General features: G+C 62.6%; 16 protein-coding genes. 2 read left to right on the forward strand and 14 right to left on the reverse strand.

Translation table 11 applies throughout. The annotated features are described in order from the left end of the window. Nucleotide 1: 1 nt before the first annotated feature. From ACWKV5_RS02245 to ACWKV5_RS02310, 14 genes are all read right to left on the reverse strand, one after another. A complete protein-coding gene (locus tag ACWKV5_RS02245) occupies nucleotides 2–1,876 on the reverse strand; it encodes a secretin N-terminal domain-containing protein (protein ID WP_483839979.1) in 1,875 nt (624 codons plus the stop codon). After that, entirely contained in the window at nucleotides 1,873–2,388 is a 516-nt protein-coding gene (locus ACWKV5_RS02250; protein ID WP_483839980.1) for a hypothetical protein, read from the reverse strand. The genes ACWKV5_RS02245 and ACWKV5_RS02250 overlap by 4 nt, the downstream gene beginning before the upstream one ends. Continuing rightward, nucleotides 2,388–2,936, reverse strand: a complete 549-nt coding sequence (locus ACWKV5_RS02255; RefSeq protein ID WP_483839981.1) for a GspMb/PilO family protein — start codon at nucleotides 2,934–2,936, stop codon at nucleotides 2,388–2,390. The genes ACWKV5_RS02250 and ACWKV5_RS02255 overlap by 1 nt, the downstream gene beginning before the upstream one ends. Continuing rightward, nucleotides 2,923–3,468 carry a PilN domain-containing protein gene (locus ACWKV5_RS02260; RefSeq protein ID WP_483839982.1) on the reverse strand — a complete coding sequence of 182 codons (546 nt, stop codon included), beginning with the start codon at nucleotides 3,466–3,468 and terminating at the stop codon, nucleotides 2,923–2,925. Before ACWKV5_RS02260 ends, ACWKV5_RS02255 begins: the two co-directional genes overlap by 14 nt. 1 nt (nucleotide 3,469) lies before the next feature. Then, on the reverse strand, nucleotides 3,470–4,273 hold the full coding sequence (locus tag ACWKV5_RS02265; protein WP_483839983.1) for a hypothetical protein: 804 nt from the start codon (nucleotides 4,271–4,273) through the stop codon (nucleotides 3,470–3,472). Continuing rightward, complete coding sequence (locus ACWKV5_RS02270; protein ID WP_483839984.1) at nucleotides 4,254–5,960, reverse strand: GspE/PulE family protein; 1,707 nt, start codon at nucleotides 5,958–5,960, stop codon at nucleotides 4,254–4,256. The genes ACWKV5_RS02265 and ACWKV5_RS02270 overlap by 20 nt, the downstream gene beginning before the upstream one ends. 85 nt (nucleotides 5,961–6,045) lie before the next feature. After that, entirely contained in the window at nucleotides 6,046–6,576 is a 531-nt protein-coding gene (locus ACWKV5_RS02275) for a response regulator (RefSeq protein WP_483839985.1), read from the reverse strand. Nucleotides 6,577–6,794: 218 nt separating this feature from the next. Beyond that, nucleotides 6,795–7,751, reverse strand: coding sequence for a peptidylprolyl isomerase (locus ACWKV5_RS02280; protein WP_483839986.1), 957 nt, complete (start codon nucleotides 7,749–7,751; stop codon nucleotides 6,795–6,797). A gap of 13 nt (nucleotides 7,752–7,764) precedes the next feature. Then, nucleotides 7,765–9,315: a cytochrome c/ABC transporter substrate-binding protein gene (locus ACWKV5_RS02285; RefSeq protein WP_483839987.1), complete on the reverse strand. Its 1,551-nt coding sequence runs from the start codon at nucleotides 9,313–9,315 to the stop codon at nucleotides 7,765–7,767. Nucleotides 9,316–9,322: 7 nt separating this feature from the next. Then, complete coding sequence (locus tag ACWKV5_RS02290; protein ID WP_483839988.1) at nucleotides 9,323–9,943, reverse strand: SCO family protein; 621 nt, start codon at nucleotides 9,941–9,943, stop codon at nucleotides 9,323–9,325. Then, nucleotides 9,940–10,596 carry an SCO family protein gene (locus tag ACWKV5_RS02295; RefSeq protein WP_483839989.1) on the reverse strand — a complete coding sequence of 219 codons (657 nt, stop codon included), beginning with the start codon at nucleotides 10,594–10,596 and terminating at the stop codon, nucleotides 9,940–9,942. The genes ACWKV5_RS02290 and ACWKV5_RS02295 overlap by 4 nt, the downstream gene beginning before the upstream one ends. Before the next feature lie 13 nt (nucleotides 10,597–10,609). Further along, on the reverse strand, nucleotides 10,610–12,562 hold the full coding sequence (locus ACWKV5_RS02300) for a cytochrome D1 domain-containing protein (protein WP_483839990.1): 1,953 nt from the start codon (nucleotides 12,560–12,562) through the stop codon (nucleotides 10,610–10,612). Nucleotides 12,563–12,752: 190 nt separating this feature from the next. Next, nucleotides 12,753–18,575, reverse strand: a complete 5,823-nt coding sequence (gene mnxG / locus ACWKV5_RS02305) for a manganese-oxidizing multicopper oxidase MnxG (protein ID WP_483839991.1) — start codon at nucleotides 18,573–18,575, stop codon at nucleotides 12,753–12,755. A 204-nt stretch (nucleotides 18,576–18,779) separates the two neighbouring features. Next, on the reverse strand, nucleotides 18,780–19,388 hold the full coding sequence (locus ACWKV5_RS02310) for a lytic transglycosylase domain-containing protein (protein ID WP_483839992.1): 609 nt from the start codon (nucleotides 19,386–19,388) through the stop codon (nucleotides 18,780–18,782). A gap of 195 nt (nucleotides 19,389–19,583) precedes the next feature. On the opposite strand from ACWKV5_RS02310, the gene gspG reads away from it, so the two are divergent. Continuing rightward, nucleotides 19,584–20,018: a type II secretion system major pseudopilin GspG gene (gene gspG / locus ACWKV5_RS02315; RefSeq protein ID WP_059181132.1), complete on the forward strand. Its 435-nt coding sequence runs from the start codon at nucleotides 19,584–19,586 to the stop codon at nucleotides 20,016–20,018. A gap of 12 nt (nucleotides 20,019–20,030) precedes the next feature. Continuing rightward, complete coding sequence (locus ACWKV5_RS02320; protein WP_483839993.1) at nucleotides 20,031–21,218, forward strand: type II secretion system F family protein; 1,188 nt, start codon at nucleotides 20,031–20,033, stop codon at nucleotides 21,216–21,218. Nucleotides 21,219–21,245: the final 27 nt, after the last annotated feature.

Here is a 21,245-nt window from a genome sequence, read left to right on the forward strand (position 1 = left end):
ATCAAGGCTTCTCAATTGTGACTTGAGGGGTGGCGGAAGCCACCGGCCGGCCGACCGTCACTTCGGTGGTCACGCCAGGCACCGAGCGGTCGATGTGTTCATTCTGGATCTGTGGCTCCATCCGGCGATCCGGCGCCTGGATGTGCATGCTGGTTTCGGTGCCGGTAGGGAACTCCATGTCCGACGGGCTCTGGTACGGCAGGTTGCGCACGATCCGTGGGGTGATCGACAGCACCAGCTCGGATTTGCCGACGGTGTCCTTGTTGCTGCCGAACAAGCGGCCAAGGCCCGGGATGTCGCCAAGACCGGGGATCTTGTTGCCCGTGGCGCCATGGTCGTTACGCACCAGGCCGGCGAGGATCTGTGTTTCGCCGTCATGCAGACGCAGCGTGGTCTGGGCGTTGCGGGTGTCGACCTGAACCGGAATGGTGCCTTGGCGGGTCGGTTCCAGCGGCGTGGCGTTACTCACTTCCAGGGCGATTTTGATCGCCACTTCATTGTTCAAGTGCACGATCGGCTGCACTTCCAGCTTCAGACCGACGTCGAGGTAGGTGACGCTTTCGGTGATCACCGGCCCTTGGGTCGACGGCACCGAAGTCGCACTGATGATCGGCACACGTTGACCAATGTGGATGCGTGCCTGCTCACGGTTGCTGACGCGAATCACCGGGCTGGCCAGGGTGTTGATGTCGTTGTCCTGCGCGTTGATCTTGGCTTGCGGCGATGGCGAGATGGAGATCCGGCTGGAGTCGATGCCTTTGAGTTGATCGAGGATCGTCACCGGCGAGCCGTCGGTGTTGATCACGCCGAAGGTGTTCGGCCATTGCAGGCCAAGGTCGAGAATCCGTTGACGGGCGACTTCCATCACTTCCACTTCCAGCACCACTTCCGGGTTGGACTGGTCTTGCGATTGCAGGAGCTTTTCGGCCATGCGCACGGCGTCTTCGCTGTCGCGCATGGTCAGGGTATTGAGGCGCTCATCGACGAACACGTCGCGAGTCTTGAGCATGGTCTTGATCATGTTCAGCGCGGTGTTCGCATCGATGCTGGTCAGGTAGAACGTGCGCATCACCAGCTCTTGATAGTCCTTGAGCTTTTGCGGCGAGTCCGGGTAGATCAGCAAGGTGTTTTCGTTGACGATTTTCTGGTGCAACTGGTTCTGTTGCAGCAGCAGTTCCACGGCGTCTTCGATGCGCACGTCACGCACGAAGATCGTGGCTTTCATGTCCGGGCGCAGGTCCTTGTCGAAGATGAAATTAAGACCGGCCACCTGGGACAGCACTTCGAAAATGGTTTTCAGGTTGGCGTCGCGAAATTCCAGGGTTACCGGACGATCCAGGCGGGTGCGCAGTTGTGGGTACGGGATCACGTTGCGGCTCTGCACCAGGCGGATGTTGCCTTGCAGTTCCAGGGCACCGTCGTTTTTCGGGTCGAGTTCGAGGATCTGTTTGACCTGGCGATCGGCGCCGTAGATGTCGCCGCGACGCAGGTCGCCACGAGCCAGTTCGAGTTTTTCATCCATGCTGCGCAGGTAATCGAGTTGGCGCAGCGCGTCCTGGGCGCGACGGTTGTTTGGTTCGATGTTCAACACCCGGCCGTAGGCCATGCGTGCCGAAGGAAAATCACGGCGGGCGCGGTCCATGTCACCTTGGGACAGTAAGTTGGTCACCGCCAGCCTTCGCCCGCTGTTGAGGGCCAGGTGCAGCTCGGTATCGCGGGGGTCTTCACGCAACCCTTCTTCGATACGGGCCAGGCCGGCTTCGTACTGCCCCGACTCGATCAGTTGGGAAGCTTCCTGGTTCGCGAGCTGCGCCGAACTGCACGCGGCCAGCGCTGCAGCGATGCAGACACTCAACAGCAAACGGGATGTGTTCATTGCGCGCTCCCCACAGACAAGGTCTGGGACAAATGCAGAGGCAAGTAGACAAAACTGAGTTCCACGTCGGAAATCCGCTCGATCCGCCAGGTTTCGTCGATCACATCCCCTTTGCGTACGACGTATATTTTTTCGCCGTTCTGCAAAAACACTTGCAGGTCGGAGCGGTCATTCAGCTTGCCAATGAACTGGAAAGGCATCGGCGGTACGCTGGGGGCTTGTACCACCGGGGTCTGGTTGACGGGCTGTTCGGTGACGCTGGCCAGGATCGGTGCGACCTTCCAGCTGCGGGCGGTGAACAGGTCGCCGGACGGGCTGAGGTCCTTGATCACCGCCGGTTTGCCATTGGCTGCTGCCGCCGGCAGCGTGCCGGTTTTGCTTTTGACCGGGGTGGTCGAGGCGGCGACAGACTCATCGCCCTCATCGGTTTTCTGCAAATATTGAGGACCCCAGGCCAGTCCCGCGGCCACGCCGAAGAACGCCATCCAACCCAGTACGCGCTTGGTATTCATCATGACCTCGACAGGTAAAGGGTCATGCGGATCCGCCCGGTCAGGTCGGTGTCGGCGATCTTCTTGCGCTGGAACTCCACGTCTTCCACCACCACTGCCGGCAACTGGCCGAGCAAGGCGTGCAGGAAGCGCCGCAGTTGCGGATAGCTGCCGCGCACCGGCAGCAGAATCTGGTAGCGGGCCAGGTGCGTCTTGGGGTCGATGCCCAGTGAATATTCACCGCGCGACAGGGTGATGTGTTCCTGGCTGGCCAGCGCGTAGATCTTGTCGATGGCCACGGTGGCCTGCGGCTGCGACGGCAGTTTGCTGCGGAAATCGTCGAGTTGACGCTGCGGCACCACCGGGGCGGCGACGCTGCCGTCTTCAACCTTGGCCAGGTACTCGCCGGCTTCCCGGGTCTGCTGGCTCAGCTGTTGCAGCGCTTGCCAGTCCGGCATCAACCCGCCGAGGCCATACACCAGGGCGACCAGCAGCAGCGCCATGCCAGCCAGGCCAGGAATGCCCAGGCCTTGCAGGTATTCGTGGACGATCAATCTAGGGATTCGCATCGCCGATCTCCCAGCTGGCCGACAGGTTGAATTGCACCGGGTGTTCCGGCACGTTGGCGACGATTTCGTGGCTGAGCAGCGACACGTCGGACAGCTCGTCGCTGGCTTCCAGGCGTTGGTGGAATTCGAGCATCGATTCCAGGTCCCGCGCCTCGGCGCTGATGCGCACCTGACCTTTGCGCGCATCCGGGGTCAGGGTCAGCAAGGCGACGTTATCGCGCGGCATCGCTTCGAGCATGGCGAACAGGCGTTCCCAAGGCCGACGCAGTTGCTGGGAGACTTTGCGCATTTCGGCCAGGTTCTGTGCCTGCTCGCGGGTTTCGGCCGGGGTCAGGGAGACCTTGCTGCCGTTGTCGCCGGTGAGCGCACGCTGGGCATGTTGCAGATGGCCTTGTTGTTGCGAGGCCTCGTCATCGAGGTGCTGCTGGAAGAAGAAACACACCAACGCCAGCGTCACGCCACCGGCCAGCAAGCTCCAGCCCAATGGGCCGGAACGGCGACGCTGCTGGAAGTCGAGCATCAGCGGGCGCATGTCAGGCCACCGCCCGAGACATGACGTACAAACTGTCGCGTACGGCCGTCTGGTCTTCTTCAAGGGTGCGCAAGTGCACGCCCGGCACATCGGGATGCGAGTCGATGCGCGCCGGGGCGTGCAGGTAGACGTTGAGCGGCCGTTCGCTGGTGGAGGCCTGCAATTGGCTTTCACGACCGATCAGCGCGGTCAGCGCCGCGTCGCTGTCACTGCTGCCCGCCGAACGCACCGCCACCCAGCGCCCTTCCCGCGCCAGCAGCAACACGCTGCGCACCGGCTCGGCAACGACGAACAGAAAGTCGCCACCCTCAAAGCTCTTGTCGAAGTGATTGAACGCGGCCATCAGGTACGGCTGCACCGAACGCAGGCGCATGCCGCGACCGCTGACCAGGCTGCGCAGACGCGTCAACAAGTCTTGCGGCAGTGCACTGGCGATCCGGTCGTAACCTGCGGGCTCGGCCGACAGCACCATGCTCCAGGGTTGCGTTGGTACGCCGTAAAGGTCTTCGAAGCACAGTTGGGCGAACCCGAGCAGTTCGTCGGGGCTGCTGATTTCTTCGCTCCAGGGCACCAGGCAGAAACGGCTGAAGTGCCCGGAGATCACCACACACAGCTCCGCACCGGCCGGCGCGTGTTCGCCGAGCAAACGGTCGAGGGTTTCGAGGGCGACGGCCCAGGCATGGAAGCCTTCGTCGATGAAGCCGACGCTGCCCAGCCACAGGGTGTCGCTGCCGCGGCGCTGGCCGAGGCCGACACCGCTGGCGCCGAGCACGGCGATATACCGATCACGAGACAAAAGTGACACGATTGATCTCCTCGAGCGTGGTACGCCCCTGTTGCACCAGTTCCAGGGCCGACTCGCGCAGCAGGCGCAAGCCACGTTTGCAGGCGTGGGCCTTGATCTTCGAAATGGGTTGGCGCTCGACAATCATTTGCCGCAGCTCGTCGTCCAGGTGCAGCAACTCGGCGATCGCACTGCGCCCGCGATACCCGGTGCCCCGGCAGTGGCCGCAGCCCTTGCCATGCACAAACTGGTAGTGACCGACCTCTTTCGGGTCGAGGCCCGAGGCGAGCAATTCGTCGTCGGTGGGGGTGACCGGCGCGCTGCAACTGGCGCAGACCAGGCGGATCAGCCGCTGCGCCAGCACCGCGTTGAGCGCCGACACCAGGCTGTAGGGGTCGATTTCCATTTGGGTGAAACGGCCGATCACGTCGAACACGTTGTTGGCGTGGATCGTGGTGAACACCAGGTGACCGGTGAGTGCCGATTGCACGGCGATTTGCGCGGTGTCCGGGTCGCGGATTTCACCGACCATGATCTTGTCCGGGTCATGGCGCAGGATCGAGCGCAAGCCACGGGCGAAGGTCAGGCCTTTCTTTTCGTTGACCGGGATTTGCAGTACGCCCGGCAGTTGATATTCCACCGGGTCTTCGATGGTGATGATCTTGTCCACGCCGTGGTTGATCTCGGTGATCATCGCGTACAGCGTGGTGGTTTTGCCGCTGCCGGTCGGGCCGGTCACCAGCACCATGCCGTAGGGTTCGGCGGCCAGACGCCGCAGTTGGCGCAGGGTTTCTTCTTCAAAGCCCAGGGCCTGCAATTGCACACCGCTGACTTTGTCGGCCAGGTCCTGTTTGTCGAGGACCCGCAGCACCGCGTCTTCGCCGAAAATGCTCGGCATGATCGACACCCGGAAGTCGATCTGCCGGCCGCTGATGCCGATCTTGAAGCGACCGTCCTGGGGCACGCGTTTTTCGCCGATGTCCAGCTCGGCCATGACTTTGACCCGGGAGATCACCTGCTCGGCAAACTCGCTGCCCTGGATTTTGCTGATGTTGTTGAGCACGCCATCGATCCGGTACTTGATCACCAGGCCGCTGCCGGTGGTGCCCAGGTGAATGTCACTGGCGTGCATTTTCAAGGCGTCGTAGAGGGTCGAGTTGACCAGTTTGACGACGACGCTGGCGTCTTCGCTGATGCTGGTCAGGGACAGGCTTTGTAGGGTGTCGATTTCAACGCCGGTGTCGGATTGCGCATTGAGCGATTCCACCGCGTGGAAGCTTTCTTCGTGGCGCGCCAGGTAGGCTTTCAGGTCGTCGGCATGCACCAGGTACAGCGGCGCACCGTGCAGGCAATCGTCGATCCAGGCCAGGCGTGAGGTATCGAAGGGGTCGGCAAACACGCCGATGACCGCGTCTTCGTGACGCAGCAGGATGAATTCGCGCTTGAGGCACTGGGCCAGGGTGACCCGGTCGAATACCGGGATGGCCTTGAACAGGCTGTCGGTGTCGAGCACCGGATAATGCAGGGTGGTGCCGAGGCACTGGATGAAGGGCATCGGGGCGAGTTCGCACAACACCCCGAGGGCTTCCAGTACCCGTTCGCCGGAACTGGTGGCCCGAGCCCGAGCCTGGGCTAACTGCTCACTGGAAAAACGAGACGGTACACAGTCCAACAACGCCGGTTCGACGGCAAGGGATAGACGGTCCATGGCATGCTCTCCAACGCCCGGGGCTTTGAGCCCTGTCAGCGCGGCGAGTCATCGCGGCGAATGCCGGAACGCCTTGTCGCGCCAATTACTCCCCGGTGAGCAGTTGTTCGTCGTCTGGCGCCATGGAGGCCGATGTTCGTCGGCGATCTGCAAGCACCCAACTACCGTCGTACAACTGCAGCGGGAAACTCTCGGTCCTGCTCTGGCGTCGTTCGACGAATCCTTCGGAGGTGCTCACGCCCGTTTTGGGTTCGCGCTTCATCCCTAAAAGGTCACAGACTGCTCGGGCCAGTTCCGCCAACGGAAACGGTTTGAACAGGATATGGCTGACTCCCAGTTGCCGGGCCCGCTCACAGACTTCAGCGGTGGGGTGCCCGGTAATCAGCACAAAATGGCAATTCCTGTTCTGGCGGACCGCGTCGAGCACCTCAAAGCCTTCCATATCGGGCAAGCGGTAATCGAACACCATCACATCGGGTGCAAATTTCTCGGCTTCGCCGATGGCCTTCGCACCGTCGTTCGCTACCAGGACATCCAGCCCTTGCGCCGCCAGATAATCCCGGAGGTTTTGTGCAAGCAGCTGTTCGTCTTCAACAACCAGTATTTTGTTCAACAAGGTGGACTCCTTGTAACCGCAGGTCCGATATCCGTGCCTGGGAGTGCGCGCCTTAATTAGGCTAACGCACACTTCATGCCAGACTGAGTGCCGCTTTTTGGTCGACACATCGCTTTGATTTTCATGAAAAAACCTTTTCGCTCGCAAACCCCGTCCCCCAAAGACGGGGAAGCGCCCGGATTTGCATTGAAGCTTTCCCCACATTTGGGGGTGAAGCATCAATCATCGTCAATCCGTTCGATTCGATTGTTTGATCGAAGCTGCGCCAGAACTTGCAGACGTGCTTGAGCCTGTTGCTGTCGGGCAAGGTAAGCCCTGACCATTTCAAGCCCCTGCATTTCTGAGACATCGGCTGCCTCCAAGTGGTTCTGTAGATAAATCAAATGCCAGCCCAACGGCGTACGCACCGGTTCGCTGACGGCCCCCGGCGTCAGGGCGAAGGCCGCCGCTTCGAACTCGGGCAGCATGCGCCCCCGAGGAAAATAGCCCAGATCGCCGCCCTCTTTGGCCGAAGCATCTTCGGAGCCGGCCTTGGCGACACTGGCAAAGTCCTCGCCCTGGCTGATTTTCGCGCGCATCTCTATTAAGCGTAGCCGCGCCGCTTCAACCGTGGCGGCATCGGCGTCTTGCGGCACTTTGATCAGGATGTGCCGGGCCTGGATTTCTTCTGGCCTGCTCATGTCGGCGCGATGTTCCTCGTAAAACGTCCGGACCTGTTTTTCATCCGGTGTTCCCCCCGCCTGCACCAGCTCGGCAAAGACTTGCTGGGCCGCCAGTTCCCGACGGGTGTATTCGGTGAAGCTGGCTTCATCAAAACCGGCGTCCTGGAGCCGGCGGGCAAACACCTCCGGGCCGCCGATGGCTTGGCGGGTCTGGTCAACCTGGCGTTGCACGTCGGCATCGCTGATCACCACGCCGCGCTTGAGCGCTTCTTGCCACAGCAGCTCCTTGTCGATCAAGGCGTCCAGCGCCTTCTGCCGCAGCTGCTTATAAGCCTTGGGGTTGCGAATGTTGCCCACCGCCCGGCCCTGATCCTCGAGGAATTCGGCGAAATAGCGCTCCAGGCGAAACTCGGAAATTTCCTCGCCATTGACCCGCGCGGCGGCCGGGCCGTTGTTGCACAACGCGACCGGGACCCACAGTGTCAGCAGCATCAGCGCAATGTTGAGTTTCATGATCGGCCTCCGGTCAGGGCATGGCAGCAATGGGTTTGTAGGGTGCAACCACAAAGAAGCGCTGGTCGGGCAAGTCCACCGTCACGACGTGGGCACCGCTCAAGCCCAAGCGACGGCCCGGGCCAAAGTTGATCAACGGGGTCAACCCGGTCTCGAAATCATGCAAGCCTTCCAGGGCGCTGATGAGCTTCTCGCGGCTGGCGTCGCGCCCGGCCTGCTTCATGCCTTCGCTCAACAGCAGCATCGAGCTGTAGGCGCCGACTTGCAGCACCGCGTGCTGACCGCCCAACCCCTGGTTTTCGCGCAATTGCGTCAGCGCCAGGCGCCCGGCCAGCGTCCAGTCGCTGGGCACGAACGGGTAGGCCAAGAACAACCGACGGGAAAACCCGCTGGGCATTTGCAACACGTCACCGGCCACCTGATTCGAGGCCGCGAACAGGTAAGGCACCTGCCCCGCTTTTTGCAAACGCTCGGCCAGGCGACTGAAACCTCTGCCACTGCCCAGGTAAAACACCGAGCGCGAGCCCAGCGGCAGTTCGTCTTGTGCCTCGTCGTAGGCTTGCAACCGCACCTCTTGCCAGCCGTGATCCTGCAAGTATTGGCCGAGGTCCTGCGCCGCCTGCCGTTGGCTCGGCTCGTCTGGGTAGATAATCAGCGTCGGCCCCTTGAGCACACGCAAATTGGCGGTGCCATAGTCGGCCAGGGCGATCAGCTGTTCGCGCAGCCCCGGCAACGGTTCAAAGATTTGCCGACTGGCCTGCGCCATGCCTTGTAACGAGAGCGGCCCGATCAGCGGAATCCCGGCCTGTTCCAGACGCGCCGCCAGGTCCACGTCCAGCGCCGGTGCCAGCGGTGAGATCAGGGCGAACACTTGTTCCTGGTCGATCAACTGCTCCAGCGCCCGCTCGGCACTGGCGCGGTCCGGGCCAGGGTCGAGGATGGTCAGATTCACCTGCCGACCATGAATGCCGCCCGCCAGATTAATGCGCTCCACGCTGCCCTTGAGTACCGCCGCCACCGTAGCGCCCTCATCGGCCAGCGGTCCCTGACTGGGCAACAAGGTGCCCAGGTGCAGACTGTCGGCGGTCAATCCGGGGTCGCGGTCATCGGCCACACGCTTGAGGTAGGCCGTGAGGTTGCGTTGATCCTTCATCGACAGCACGAACCGCGGCATCGCCGGATCCAGTCGGTTGTTGGCCGAATCGCGACCTTCGGCAATGGCTCGGGCCAACGCGCCCTCGGTGTAGGCCGGATAGTCGCGACCGTTGACTTGCTCCTGGCCATAGCGGCTGGAGAGCCGCGACCAGCTGATGTCCGGCGGCCGCACCCCGCCTTCCGGCCGCCCCTGACCGTCGGCGCCATGGCAGTTGGCGCACGGCAAGCTGCTGGCCGGCAAGATCATGTCGGCGGCGCCGACCCGGGCCATGACCGGTTCACCGCTCTCGGACAAACCCTCGCGGTACAGGCGTTTGCCCGCACTTTCGCTAGGGGTGAGCGCTAACGCATGGGCGGTGCAATGCATGCCGCCAAGCAGTAGCAGGCCGAGGACCAGGGACGTTTTCATGGCGCGCTCAACGACCGGCCACGGGCATGGTCAGCAACTGCAAGCGCTGAGCAATGGCGGCGGCCGGGGCATCGGGACGGATTTTGCTCCAGCGCTTGTTCGCCACGTCACCGACGATCAACTGCGTGGAATGCTGTTCGGGGGTCGGCACGATCTGGCCGATACGACTCAGGACAAGGTCCATTTGCGCCTTGTCGCCAGTGAGAAAAAACCAGTGGGGCCCATCGACGCCCTGTTTCAAGGTGTAAGCCTTGAGTACCGCCGGCGTATCGCGCAGCGGATCACTGGTAAGGGAGATAAAGGTGATGCCATCAGCCTTGTCGCCCAGCAACTCACGCACTTCCTTGAGCTTGCGGGTGATCAGCGGACAGGCGTCGTTGCAGCTGGTGAAAATCACGTTCAGCAGCACCACGCGGTTTTGCAGCGCGTCGCTGTAGAAGCGCAGGGTCTCGCCGTTCTGATCCTGCAACGGCGTGTCGGTGAACCAGGTTTTCGCATCGTGCGTGCCGGTCGCCGGTTGCGCGGCAGCCACTGCCGACGCGGTTTCTTCGTGCCCTTCGTGGGCAAACGCCATCAAGCTGACAATGCAAAAGCACATTGTGAAGAGGATCAGGGCGAGCGCTCTCATGGCTGTTGCTCCATGGCAATGGCGGTGTGTTTGGCGTGGGCATTGCGCTGGCCGCTGATCTTCTCGACTTCACGGGTCAGCACGGCCGGGTCGGTGAAGCCGTAGTAGCGAGTCCAGTGGCGGCTGTTGCCATCGCCGACGAGGATCAATGGCTGATGGTTCTTGAAGTCGCCACTGAACGAGCCCAGGCCCTTGAGGGTTTCATTGATCGACTGCGAACTGCCGGTCAGCCAGCTCCAGCCCGGACCGTTCTGGAAGTTGCGGGCGTAGTCGTTCAGGCGTTTGGCGTCGTCGCGCTGCGGGTCGACGCTGATCGACACCAGCTGCACCTCGCCACCGACCCGGGCACCGAGTTGTTTTTGCACCTTGCCCATGATCGAGGACACCACCGGGCAGACCGTGGTGCAACTGGTGTAGATGAAGCTCATGACCACGATTTTGTTGCTGATCAGGTCCTTTTCCAGGCGCACCGATTTGCCGTTCTGGTCCACCAGTGCCACGTCGGCGAACTTGACCTGGGCGCTTTCGGAAGTGGCGCTTTTGGGCGGCATGTCGTGCCCGGCGTGTTCGTCCGCCGAGTGCGCCAGGGCCTGACCGATACCGGCCGCCAACAGGCAGAACGTCAGCCATCCACGGTTTGCGAAACGGTTCATGTCGGTGTCCTCTTCAGTTCGCAGTGCCGGGCAGAACCCGGACGCTGGCAAAGGTCTTGTCGTCGAAATTCGCACCCAGCGACGCCGCACGGACGTGCAAGTACCAAGCGCCGTTCTGGTCCAGGGTCACCGGGGCTTCATAGATGCCATTGCCCATGTCGAGGGCCGCGACTTCCTGCGCCCGGGACGTCGGCGCGCGGAAGTAGCGCACCTGAACATCCTTGACCCCGCTGCGCCGGGTCTTCTGCTGGCCCTGGACGATGCGAAAGCGCACCACGTAGGGGCTGCCGAGGGCGGCCGTGGACTTGTCGAGCATGAACTCCACTTTGGGCGCGCCGGGGTGTTGGGCGATTGATGGGTCTGGCTCGACCAACGCGGTGAAGCAGTGAATGATGTTCGGTTGATTGAGCAGGAACGCCACGTCGAAACGCCCGGCCGATGGCAACTTGATCCGCGCGCTGTACAGCCCCGGTTCAACCTCGCGCAAGCTGCGGTCGATGACCATCGCCGCCCGCGCCACTTGCCCGCGATTGGGGTATCCGGACATCGGCGCGTTCATCCCTTCGGCGTAGAAATAGGTGGTGTTGTCCACCGGGTTGACCACGAACACCGCGTTGTCGTCCCGCGACACTGCCAGGCTTGACGCCAGCGGCAGATCACCGGCCAGCCGTGGCGCTTGCGGCCCGGCCTCAAATCCCTGGCTGATCGGCGTGCGCCCCTGGCCCAGCGACGACAGGTTGATCATGGTGACTTTGGCCGACGCCAGTCCGCGCACATAGGCATAGGCCTTGGTGAACACCACCTGATAGGGCTCGGCCGACACGTCCAGTTCATGGATCAGCGAGTCGGTCGCGGCGTCGATCACCGAGGCCTGATTCTCCAGGGTGTTGAGCACAATGCCGAAGCGACCGTCAGCGCTGAAGCCCATCGGTCCCAGGCCCTGCTTTGCCTTGATCACCCGGCGCACCGCCAGGCTGGCGCTGTCGACCACAGTCACGGTGCCGTCCTCGCCATCGGCGACGTACACCGCCTGGGACAGCGGCGAGTACGCCACCGACAGCGGGTGCGAGCCGGTCTTGAGTTGCTTGCTGACGGTCAGGCTGGCGATGTCGATGATGCTCAAGGTGCCGTCGTCGCGGTTGGTGACGAAGGCAAAGCGGCTGTCCTTGCTGAAGGCGATTTCGTGATGCCCGGCCCCGGTGGCCAGGTGTTTGAGGGTCTTGAGGCTGCGGGTGTCGATGACCGTGACGCCGGACTCGTCGGCGGTCGACGCATTGTTGCCGACCCACAACAGACGTTCATCCGGTTGCAGGGCCACGCGCACCGGGTTGCTGCCAGCACTCACCGACTCCAGCAATTTGAATTGCTCACTGTCGATCACCGCCACTTCCCCGGCGGTCGGCATCGACAAAAACACGCGTTTGTTGTCCCTCGGGGTCACCCAATCCATCGGCGGTTGTTTGAGGTCGATCCGGGCCATGGTGCTGGTGATGCCGCCCACCGACACCGACGGGTCGACCACTGACACGCTGGCATCGCGGTTCATCACCAGCAGGAAGTAGCTGTTCAGGTCCAGCAACGGCCGCGCGCCAATGCTCGATTTGAGGAACACCCCGACCCGGGATTTGCAGCTTCGCTCGCGGCCTTGGGCCTGGTCGGCGGCAACGGTTTCGGGGTCGAGCCAGGCGCCGGGGTTGACGCCAGACAATGGCTGGCCCGAAGTGCTGTCCTTGACCCGGAACTGTACGTCGGCAAACTCGCCTTCGCGCAGTACACCGTCCTTGGCCAAAGGCTTGACCTCAAGCGCCACCGAGACCCCGTCACGGGAGAGGTTCTGGCCGCTCCAGGTGTCCGGCAGGGCGACTTCGCTGAGCATGCTCGGCGGCGCGGTGCGCCACACACCCAGGCTGATCAGCGCAACGCCTAAAACCAGCGCGCCACTGGCGATTCTGATGGTCCTGTTCATCCCTTTCTCCCCTTCAGATCTGTGTCTGCCTACGTACGGTGAACCTGTGGCGAGGGAGCTTGCTCCCGCTGGACTGCGCAGCAGTCCCCTTCCTTTTGGGTGAAGAGGGGGGCCGCTTCGCGACCCAGCGGGAGCAAGCTCCCTCGCCACAGATGACTCATCGCTCGTTCCTTCTCTGTACTGGCATGCCTTACGGCGCCGGTGCCGGTTCCGGTTCGTTGGTCACCCGCAGCAACCCCCACAGCCCGGCGGTATTGCCGTAGGCGGCGTAGTCACGGAACAGGTAATCGCCCGGTATCGCATTGCTGCCCCCGGCGCTCGGGTGCATGAAGCTGAAGTGCGCCGCCGGCAGGATGCTTTCGTGGGCGCCGATGTACATCGACATCGGGTTGTAGCCGAACCGCACCGAACCCACGCCCGGCGTCCCCATCGGATAACCGCCGGTGTCGCTCTTCTCCGACTGGAACGGGTTGACCGACCAGACGTGACCGTCCAGCTGGAACGTCGAACCACGGCTGCCACCGGTGGGCATCAGGATGTGGGTGCGGAACGGTTGCCCCGGTTTGGCATACAGCACCGGCGTCTGCGGATCGCCCCCCACCAGCGCGTTGCTGTAGGCCATGTGCGCGTTGGGCACGTCGCCGTAACCATTACCGTCGGCGTGACCGAACGGCGCGTCCGGCGGCAGGCCGAAGCGGTACCACATCGGCTCGGTTTTATAGTTGATCGCCATGCTCGAGTTGTCCTGCGGATCGGTCGGCACACCCGCTTCCGAGGCAATGCCTTCCACCGGCCGGCCATTGGCCCAACGCATGTTGAGTGCCTTCTGCCAGACCATCGCAAAGTCGCGGTAGGTGGTCTGCCCAGGCGCGGTGACCGTCGCGTTGACCTTGCGCGCATCCTCAACCCAGGTCGCGCCGATCGGCAGGATGCTCATCGCACCACCGAGACCTTTTTGTGGCTGCTTGATCACGTCGGCCGGAGTGAAATTCAACCCGCCGAACTCCACCGCCGTGGCGTTGATGTTGTCGACACTGCGGCCCAGTTGCGTAATCGGCTTGCCTTCACGTTCCAGGTGCCCGGCGTAGTACTGATAAGTACGCGTCGGGTACGCACCGCTGTTGCCAACGCGTGGCGGTACGGTCTGGATCGGGTTGGTACCGACGTTGGTGCCGTCGGATTTGGTGATGTCGTACGCCAGCAGTTGAGCGTGCAAGCCCACCGTGCTGGACGGCCGCATCAGGTTGTTGCTGAAGGTGGTCGAACCTTCGCCACCGTTGCGGTCACGCTTGACCATGCCCATCACCGAAGCGGTCTGGACCAGGTCCGGCATCACGGTCGGCAAACGGTTTTCCAGGGTGATGTTGATACAATCACCAGCCGCCGCGCGCAGCACCAGCGGTTCCACAGGTACACCGGGTTTGAGCTTGCCGGTGACCGGGTCGAGGTCGGACTTGCGCACGTACAGAATCGCGGTCGGGTCATGCAACGGGCCGCTTTGCCCGCCGATGGTGAAGGTCGTGCCGTCCTCGGGATCGTTCACCGTGACCTGTGGAATGCTCACTGCACGGGAGTTGTACACCAGCGTACCGCCCGCCGGATTCAACGGCCCGCCCACATGCTGGCCGATGCCCGCCGGGTCCGCCATGGACAGGTTCAGCGGGTTGCCGAGGATGTCGTTGGCCAGCGCCGCGACCACTTCATAGTTGCGTTGCACGGTCGGCCGGGTTCCGATGCCATTGGGGTTGGCGCCAATCCGTGGGCAAGCGCCATCGAAGGCCACGGTGTTGCGCATGCCCGCCGGTTTCGGGTTGTTCGGCAGCGCGAACAGGTCATTGCGTTGCGCGGTGTAGTTGCGCATCACGCCCCAGATTCCGCTCCAGTAACCTTCCAGGGAAGCGTCCATCGAGTACAGGTAATCCCCGGTGGTCGCCGCTGAGCTGGACAGCATCGAGACCGGCGCGATGAAGCCCATCTGCTCGGAGATCCCGATCATTTGCGACGAACGCCAGCCGGAGTTGGAGCTGTTACCGAAACCGGAACCGCTTTGCAGCCACTTCACGCCGTGCAGGGTCACGTTGTGTTCTTCTTCATGACCGCCCGCATGCACCCGCAGCCGCACGTTGTCACCGGTGTAGGTGCGCAGCATCGGGGTGAACGGATCACCCGGTTCCGCACCGCCCTTGTTGATGTGCGGCGGGAACAGCGTGGTGCCGCCGGTAGGGCCGGTGGCAGCGGTGACCAGGTTAGGCGCCAGGTTCATCGCCGGGATCGCCCGGTCGGTGCGGCTTTGCATGGCGTACGCAAGGTCGCCACCGAGGCCGTCGGCCTGCATGCCGCGCTTGCCGTCCGGGCCGACCTTGTTCGGGTCATACACCCGCAGGGCCAGCGGTTCGTTGCGGTAATTGACCACGAACATGCCGGGGTCATCCACCGAGATGGCTTGCGGGCAAGGCCGGCTTGGGCAACCAGGCGACAGCCCACCGCGGGCTTCTACCACTTGCTCAAGCAGGGTCGCGGCTTCCTTGCGCACCGGCGGGTTGATCGCGTAGCGGAAGCTGTCGGCGGTGGCCGGGAAGGATTGCGCATCCGGCACGCCGTTCGGACCAGCGCCCACATACACACCGGCTTCATAGGCGTGCTGGAAGTCGCTGTATTCGAGGAAGAACTCGCGGAAGCTGTCGTTCTTGCCGTCGCCGTCCAGGTCACCGGTCGAAATCACTGCTTGCCACGAGGTCGGCCCGCCGTCCTGCCGCGCACCGCTGTACAACGGCTCGCCGGTTTCGGCGTGGAACCAGGTGGAACCGGCCGGCTCTGCCAGCACGGTGGCGTACAGACCGATTTGTTGGTGCGTCGATGGGCCCAAGTGGTCGTGGGTGAAAATGGTTCCCAGCCCACGGTCGACGCCTTTGCTGTTGACCACCGGATCGACGAACCAGCGCTGCATCGCCGTGCGCGCGCCCACCCAGTCGGCCCGGCCATATTGACCAAAGAACGGATGCGCCTTGGCCACCGGGCAAGCCGGTGTGCCGTCACGCGGGTCGGTGCCTTCGCACTGGTTGAACAGGCGAATCGCGTGGATGCGCTCTTGCACGGCACCGGGGGAAAGCACGCCGTCTTCATAGTTCCAGCCGTTGGCCGAGCCATCGGCGGCAGTCAGGTCCCATTTCGGCAGGTGGATGTGCTGACCGATCACGTCGGTTGGCGTGCGCACCTGATAGTCATCCATCTCGTAGATGGCCGGCACCAGGTTGGTTTGCTGGTACTGCACGCAATCGAACGTGTTCATGCGCATCACCAGCGGTTCTGGCGGACGCTGTTTGGTGATCACCGGCCAGGCGTCTTCCCACAGCGCCAGGATGCGCGCTTGCGGGAAGTGGTAGCCGACCTTGTTGTACACCGCGTCGAACTGAATGTTCGCGGCCTTATAGATGCGCGGACGGTCGGCGGTGAAGGTCGAGGAACCGGTAAACGACAGGCCGTCGATCCGTTCGCCGCTGTTGAACTCGCCGGTGCCGGCGCTGGCGGTCAGGCGTTTTTGCCGATCGTCCATGCACGGTTCGTAGTACGGCGCACCCGCCATCGGCAAGGCGCCGTTGGTGCGGAAATTGCGCGCCACCACTTGATTGCCCGGCAGTACGGCGAAACTCGGATGTTCTTTTTTGGCGTGGAAGGCCATGGCGGCCTGTTCCACTTCGGTGCCTTCCTCAGGCATGTAAATCGGTTTGGCGCGGGTCACTTCCTTGGAGAAATCCAGCGACGTGGTGACGGTGTGCGCCTGACCACCCGAAGAGAAACCGTCCAGTGAATGACGCCCCAGACCGCCGTCCCAACCACCGGACTGCGCCGGATCGAGGTTGGCCCACAAGGCATTGCCGCTGGTTTTCAGGGATTGCGCCTTGGCGGCGTCGAGCATGTCCAGCGGCGGGGTTGGCGGACGTTGGCCCACCGAACTTTCCATGCCGCCGATCCAGAACGGATAACCCGGGTTTTTCAGGCTGCCGTCGGCATTGCGGTTGGCTTCGCTGCGGTCGACCAGAGCCAGGGAACCGATGGCTTGAGCACCACCGCTGCCACCGTGATGTTCGCCGTCGTCATCGCCCTCCTCGTCGTCATCACCCTGACTGGCCACCAGGGTTTCGCTGATCTTCGGTACGACCGCGACTTTGCCCGGCATTGGCGCCATGGCTTTGCCCGGCAGCGGAACGACTGCGGGAATCGGTGTGCCGGCAATGATCTCGCCATCCGGCAAGGCCCGTGCGCCCGCCGCCGGTTTACCGCTGCGCAACGCGTAAGGTTCGCTGTGATAACCGTCGGTGCCCTGTTGGGACACTTCGAGTTTGGTGCCTTCCTCGAACACATCGTGCACCCGCCACATGCTCCACATGCCTTGGGCAAAGTGCGGATAGAAGTGGCAGTGATAGATCGCATCGCCGGCAACGCGGTTGCGATTGCCCGACCCACCATTGGCGATTTCATAGGTGTAACCGGCGCCCGGACCAATGCCCTGGGCATCGACATAGTCGGAGTTATCGTCATTGGGGTTGAACAGCCATTGATGGCCGTGCAAGTGGAAGATGTGCTGCTCGTGACCGTTGTGGGTGTTGCGGAATTTGACGAAGTCTCCGATGTAGCTGTGGTTGACGTTGGCCGGCTCGGACGGATACAGCGCCATGGTCGCCTTGACCCCGACCTGATCGGCGCGCGGCGTTTCACCCGGAAGAATGTTTTCCAGGCCGACGTTGGCCGGTACGTCCACCAGCATCGCCACGTCCCCCACGGTGTGGGAACTGAGGAAGAATTCTTCATAGGCGCAGGACAGGCAATCATGCATCGGCCCAACGCCCAGACGGTTGGCCACCACTTCGGCGCCCATGCCGCCGGAACCGTAGTTGATCATGAACGAGTCGCGGGTCGGCTCCAGCACGTGAGCCATCACCGGGTCCGCCCAGTACGCGGGGAATGCCTGGGTCGCCGCCACCTCATCCTGGAACTGCGAGGCGAAATCGCGGAACGGTTCCAGCCGGTTAGGCAGCGCAGGGTTGCGTTTGCCGATGGCTTCCAGCGGGTAGGTCGCGGGCGGGAAGCTGCCATCGGCGTTGCTGCCCATCACGATCGCATCGCTCTCGCTGGAGATGATTTCATTGCCATCGACCATGCCGATGATCGGCGTGCCGGCCTTGCCTTCACGGATCCACGGCTCGCGCTGCGGGTAGCGCGCCTGGTAATCGACAATCGGCTGGCCCGCCGGCGTGCGGCCGCTGCTGGCCAGGCGCATTTCTTCTTCGGTCACGGTGTTGCGATAGGTCCGGCCGCCCTTGGGCACCACCACAACCTCACCGAACAGACCGTTGGCGACGTTGCCTGCATCGCCTTCACCACCGAATGTGGCGCCACGGCTGCTGGCCGCAAACGCACCTTCACGCTCGGCGTACAGGGTGTAGGAACGCGTGGCACCGGGCGGAATCAGCGTGTTGGCATTGCGCCCGGTGAAGGACGCAATGTCGTCAATGCTGTTGACCGCTTGCAGGCCGTTGACCTGGAAGCCGACATGGCGGTCGGTGACTTGCTCATCAACCTTGAACTGGTCGGCATTGCCGGTTGCCCCCCCTTCTGCGCCCTCGACTTCGGTCTCTTCGTGCTTGCCGGGGTTGGCCTGATACGCCAGCAGGTTTTGCAGGTTGATCGTCAGGCAATCACCCGCCGCTACCCGCAGCACCAGGGGACGCGGACGCTTGTCCGGCCGCAACGAGACTTTGCCCGGCACCGCCGCGCCACCCTGGGCGAGGGACATGTTGTGATCGTCGACCACGTCACGGCGCAGGGCGAACATCATGCCGTTGGCGTTCTGTGCACCGAGGCGGTTGAACATCAGCGGCTGATCCAGCGCCACGACGTTCGCCACCAGATTGCGTTCGCAACGGGCGGCCGCTTCGGCCAGCTCGATGCCAAACAAGGGCGCTAAAAACAACAGCAGATTAACCAGATGATGTGCGTGGGGTATGCCGGACATAATCTCGGGCCTCGCGTTGGGTGTTCACAGGAACAATTCTCGACAAGTGCGCTGGAGCAATCCCCATGCCAAAAATAATTGTGTTGTTTTTCAGCCAGTTACTGTGACGACTTGATAACTCGGGGGATATTCCCCACTAATTCCCCACTTTTCTGCCGGGGCCATCATTCCCCACTGTTGGGGCAAACCGGCACTGGGGCTCGACTACAACGGCGCGTCCACGGCCAGGCCCTGCAAACGCCGGTATTGGCGCAGGACATCCGGCACATAGCGCTGGGTTTCGGCGAACGGCGGGATCACCCCGCCACGGCTGAGCACCGCTTGCGGCCCGGCGTTGTAGGCCGCTACCGCGAGAGCAATGTCGTTGTCGAACAGGGTCAACAGACGCTTGAGGTATTTGGCGCCGCCCTGGATGTTGGACTTGGGATCGTAGACATCCTTGACCCCCATCTCCCGCGCGGTCTCGGGCATCAATTGCATCAACCCGCCAGCGCCTTTGGCGGACGTTGCATCGGCGTTGTAGCGGGACTCGGCGCGGATGACGGCGTGCAACAGCGCCGCCGGTACTTCGTTGGCCTTGGCGGCCGCCGAGACCAGCTCGGCATAAGGTTGCGCGGCAATCATCTGCGGTTGCTGGTCGAGGCTGACGACCGCCGCGGTGGGCTCGTGAATCACCCGTTCATAGGTGCGGCCGGGACGGTGAACGTTGGACAAAACGTAGCTGCCCTTGGCGTCCACGGAAACGAAGACATCGGCCTGTGCAACGCTGCTCAACAGCAGACATCCGAGCAATCCAGTGGTGAGTGTTTTCATTGTTCTACCTCCCCTGGCCGGCCCCGAAAATTGGGGGTAATGCCCCACTGGCCGATCGTTAATCAGCCATACGCAAGCACTGTGCCGTAAGCGTGAAAGGCCGTAGTACGGGAGGTTCAGAAGGTTGCCCAAGGCTTTGCATGGCAATTGCATAAGCCTTTATTGCGACCCTTCTGCCGATTGTGTGAGGTCATCATGAATCAACGTCTGTGCTGTGCCCCGCGTACGCAACGCGGGTTCACCCTGCTCGAACTGCTGGTGGTGCTGGTGGTGCTGGGGCTGTTGGCCGGCATCGTCGCGCCGAAGTATTTCGCCCAGCTGGGCCGTTCCGAAGTCAAGGTCGCCAAGGCGCAAATCGAGGGCCTGGGCAAGGCGCTGGATTTGTATCGCCTGGAGGTCGGGCACTACCCGTCGACCGAACAGGGCTTGCAGGCGCTGGTCACCGCGCCGAGCGATGAAACCCACTGGACCGGCCCTTACTTGCAGAAAAAATTGCCGCAGGACCCTTGGGGCCGTAACTACACCTACCGCTATCCCGGCGAAAACGGTGAGTACGATCTGCTGTCCATGGGCAAGGACGGGCAGCCCGGTGGCGAAGGCGAAAACGCCGAAGTCACCAGTTGGCAATGACGGGGGAAGACCATGCGCTTTCATCTCAAAGCCGTGGGCAAGGCCGGCGTGGTCTCGATGACGGTCGAGGCCCCCGGTCACAGCGAGGCTCGGCGCATCGTCGAAGACCAGGGCTTGCGGGTGGTCAGCCTGCAGGCCGAGCGGCACTGGCGCGCCTTGCGTCTGCAACAGCGCGAGACTTTCAACCTGGTGTTGTTCAGCCAGGAACTGACCACCCTGCTCAATGCAGGCCTGCCGCTGATCGATGCGCTGGAAAGCCTGGCCGAAAAAGAAAGCGCGCCCCAGGCCCGCAAAACTTTGAGTGAACTCGTGCGCTTGCTGTACGAGGGCAAATCCTTCTCCCAGGCACTGGGTCAGTTGTCGGCCGTATTCCCGCCTTTGTATGTGGCGCTGGTGCAGTCCAGCGAGAAGACCGGCGCCGTGGGCGAAGCCCTGGGCCGCTATGTCAGCTATCGCCAGCGCATGGACGAGGTTCGACAAAAAATCGTCAGCGCGTCGATCTACCCCATGCTGTTGCTGGTGGTGGGCGGTGGCGTAGTGTTGTTTTTGATGGGCTATGTGGTGCCGCGCTTCAGCCTGGTATTTGAAGGCCTGGGGTCGAACCTGCCGTGGCTGTCGCAGGTGTTGATGACCAGTGGCATGTTCCTCCACGCGCATCAGGGCGAATTCTTTGGCGGGTTGCTGGCGATCATCGTCGCCCTCGCCTTCCTCCAGCGCCAACCGGCCTTTCGTCGGGGCGTAGACCGGCTGATCGAAAAACTCCCGGCGATCCACAAACGCATCTTCATGTATGAACTGGCGCGCTTCTACCGCTCGTTGGGGATTCTGCTGCAGGGCGGCATTCCCCTCGTCACCGCCATGGGCATGGTGCGTGGCCTGCTTACCGTGGCCTCGCGCACACGCCTGGACGAAGCCTGCGAACGGGTGCGCGAGGGCCAGTCGCTGTCGGCTGCGCTTGAGCTCAATCACCTCGTGACCCCGGTGTCCCTGCGCTTGCTGCGCGCCGGCGAGCAGTCCGGCAACCTCGGGCAAATGATGGAGCGCAGCGCCGACTTCTACGACGAAGAAATCAGTCGCTGGCTCGAATGGTTTGTCCGGTTGTTCGAGCCGCTGCTCATGACGTTTATCGGGTTGTTGATCGGGGTCATCGTGATCCTGATGTACATGCCGATTTTCGAGCTCGCCTCAAGCATTCACTAAGGCTCTGGAATGGGGTCGAGCGCCACG

The organism is Pseudomonas oplopanacis, assembly GCF_057128725.1.

What these genes read in the sequence shown, in the direction of transcription:
- ACWKV5_RS02245 (WP_483839979.1), bottom strand. Translation starts at nt 1,876, where the DNA reads ATGAACACATCCCGTTTGCTGTTGAGTGTCTGCATCGCTGCAGCGCTG.
- ACWKV5_RS02320 (WP_483839993.1), top strand. Translation starts at nt 20,031, where the DNA reads ATGCGCTTTCATCTCAAAGCCGTGGGCAAGGCCGGCGTGGTCTCGATG.
- ACWKV5_RS02280 (WP_483839986.1), bottom strand. Translation starts at nt 7,751, where the DNA reads ATGAAACTCAACATTGCGCTGATGCTGCTGACACTGTGGGTCCCGGTC.
- ACWKV5_RS02290 (WP_483839988.1), bottom strand. Translation starts at nt 9,943, where the DNA reads ATGAGAGCGCTCGCCCTGATCCTCTTCACAATGTGCTTTTGCATTGTC.
- mnxG (WP_483839991.1), bottom strand. Translation starts at nt 18,575, where the DNA reads ATGTCCGGCATACCCCACGCACATCATCTGGTTAATCTGCTGTTGTTT.
- gspG (WP_059181132.1), top strand. Translation starts at nt 19,584, where the DNA reads ATGAATCAACGTCTGTGCTGTGCCCCGCGTACGCAACGCGGGTTCACC.
- ACWKV5_RS02295 (WP_483839989.1), bottom strand. Translation starts at nt 10,596, where the DNA reads ATGAACCGTTTCGCAAACCGTGGATGGCTGACGTTCTGCCTGTTGGCG.
- ACWKV5_RS02285 (WP_483839987.1), bottom strand. Translation starts at nt 9,315, where the DNA reads ATGAAAACGTCCCTGGTCCTCGGCCTGCTACTGCTTGGCGGCATGCAT.
- ACWKV5_RS02270 (WP_483839984.1), bottom strand. Translation starts at nt 5,960, where the DNA reads ATGGACCGTCTATCCCTTGCCGTCGAACCGGCGTTGTTGGACTGTGTA.
- ACWKV5_RS02255 (WP_483839981.1), bottom strand. Translation starts at nt 2,936, where the DNA reads ATGCGAATCCCTAGATTGATCGTCCACGAATACCTGCAAGGCCTGGGC.
- ACWKV5_RS02300 (WP_483839990.1), bottom strand. Translation starts at nt 12,562, where the DNA reads ATGAACAGGACCATCAGAATCGCCAGTGGCGCGCTGGTTTTAGGCGTT.
- ACWKV5_RS02250 (WP_483839980.1), bottom strand. Translation starts at nt 2,388, where the DNA reads ATGAATACCAAGCGCGTACTGGGTTGGATGGCGTTCTTCGGCGTGGCC.
- ACWKV5_RS02310 (WP_483839992.1), bottom strand. Translation starts at nt 19,388, where the DNA reads ATGAAAACACTCACCACTGGATTGCTCGGATGTCTGCTGTTGAGCAGC.
- ACWKV5_RS02260 (WP_483839982.1), bottom strand. Translation starts at nt 3,468, where the DNA reads ATGCGCCCGCTGATGCTCGACTTCCAGCAGCGTCGCCGTTCCGGCCCA.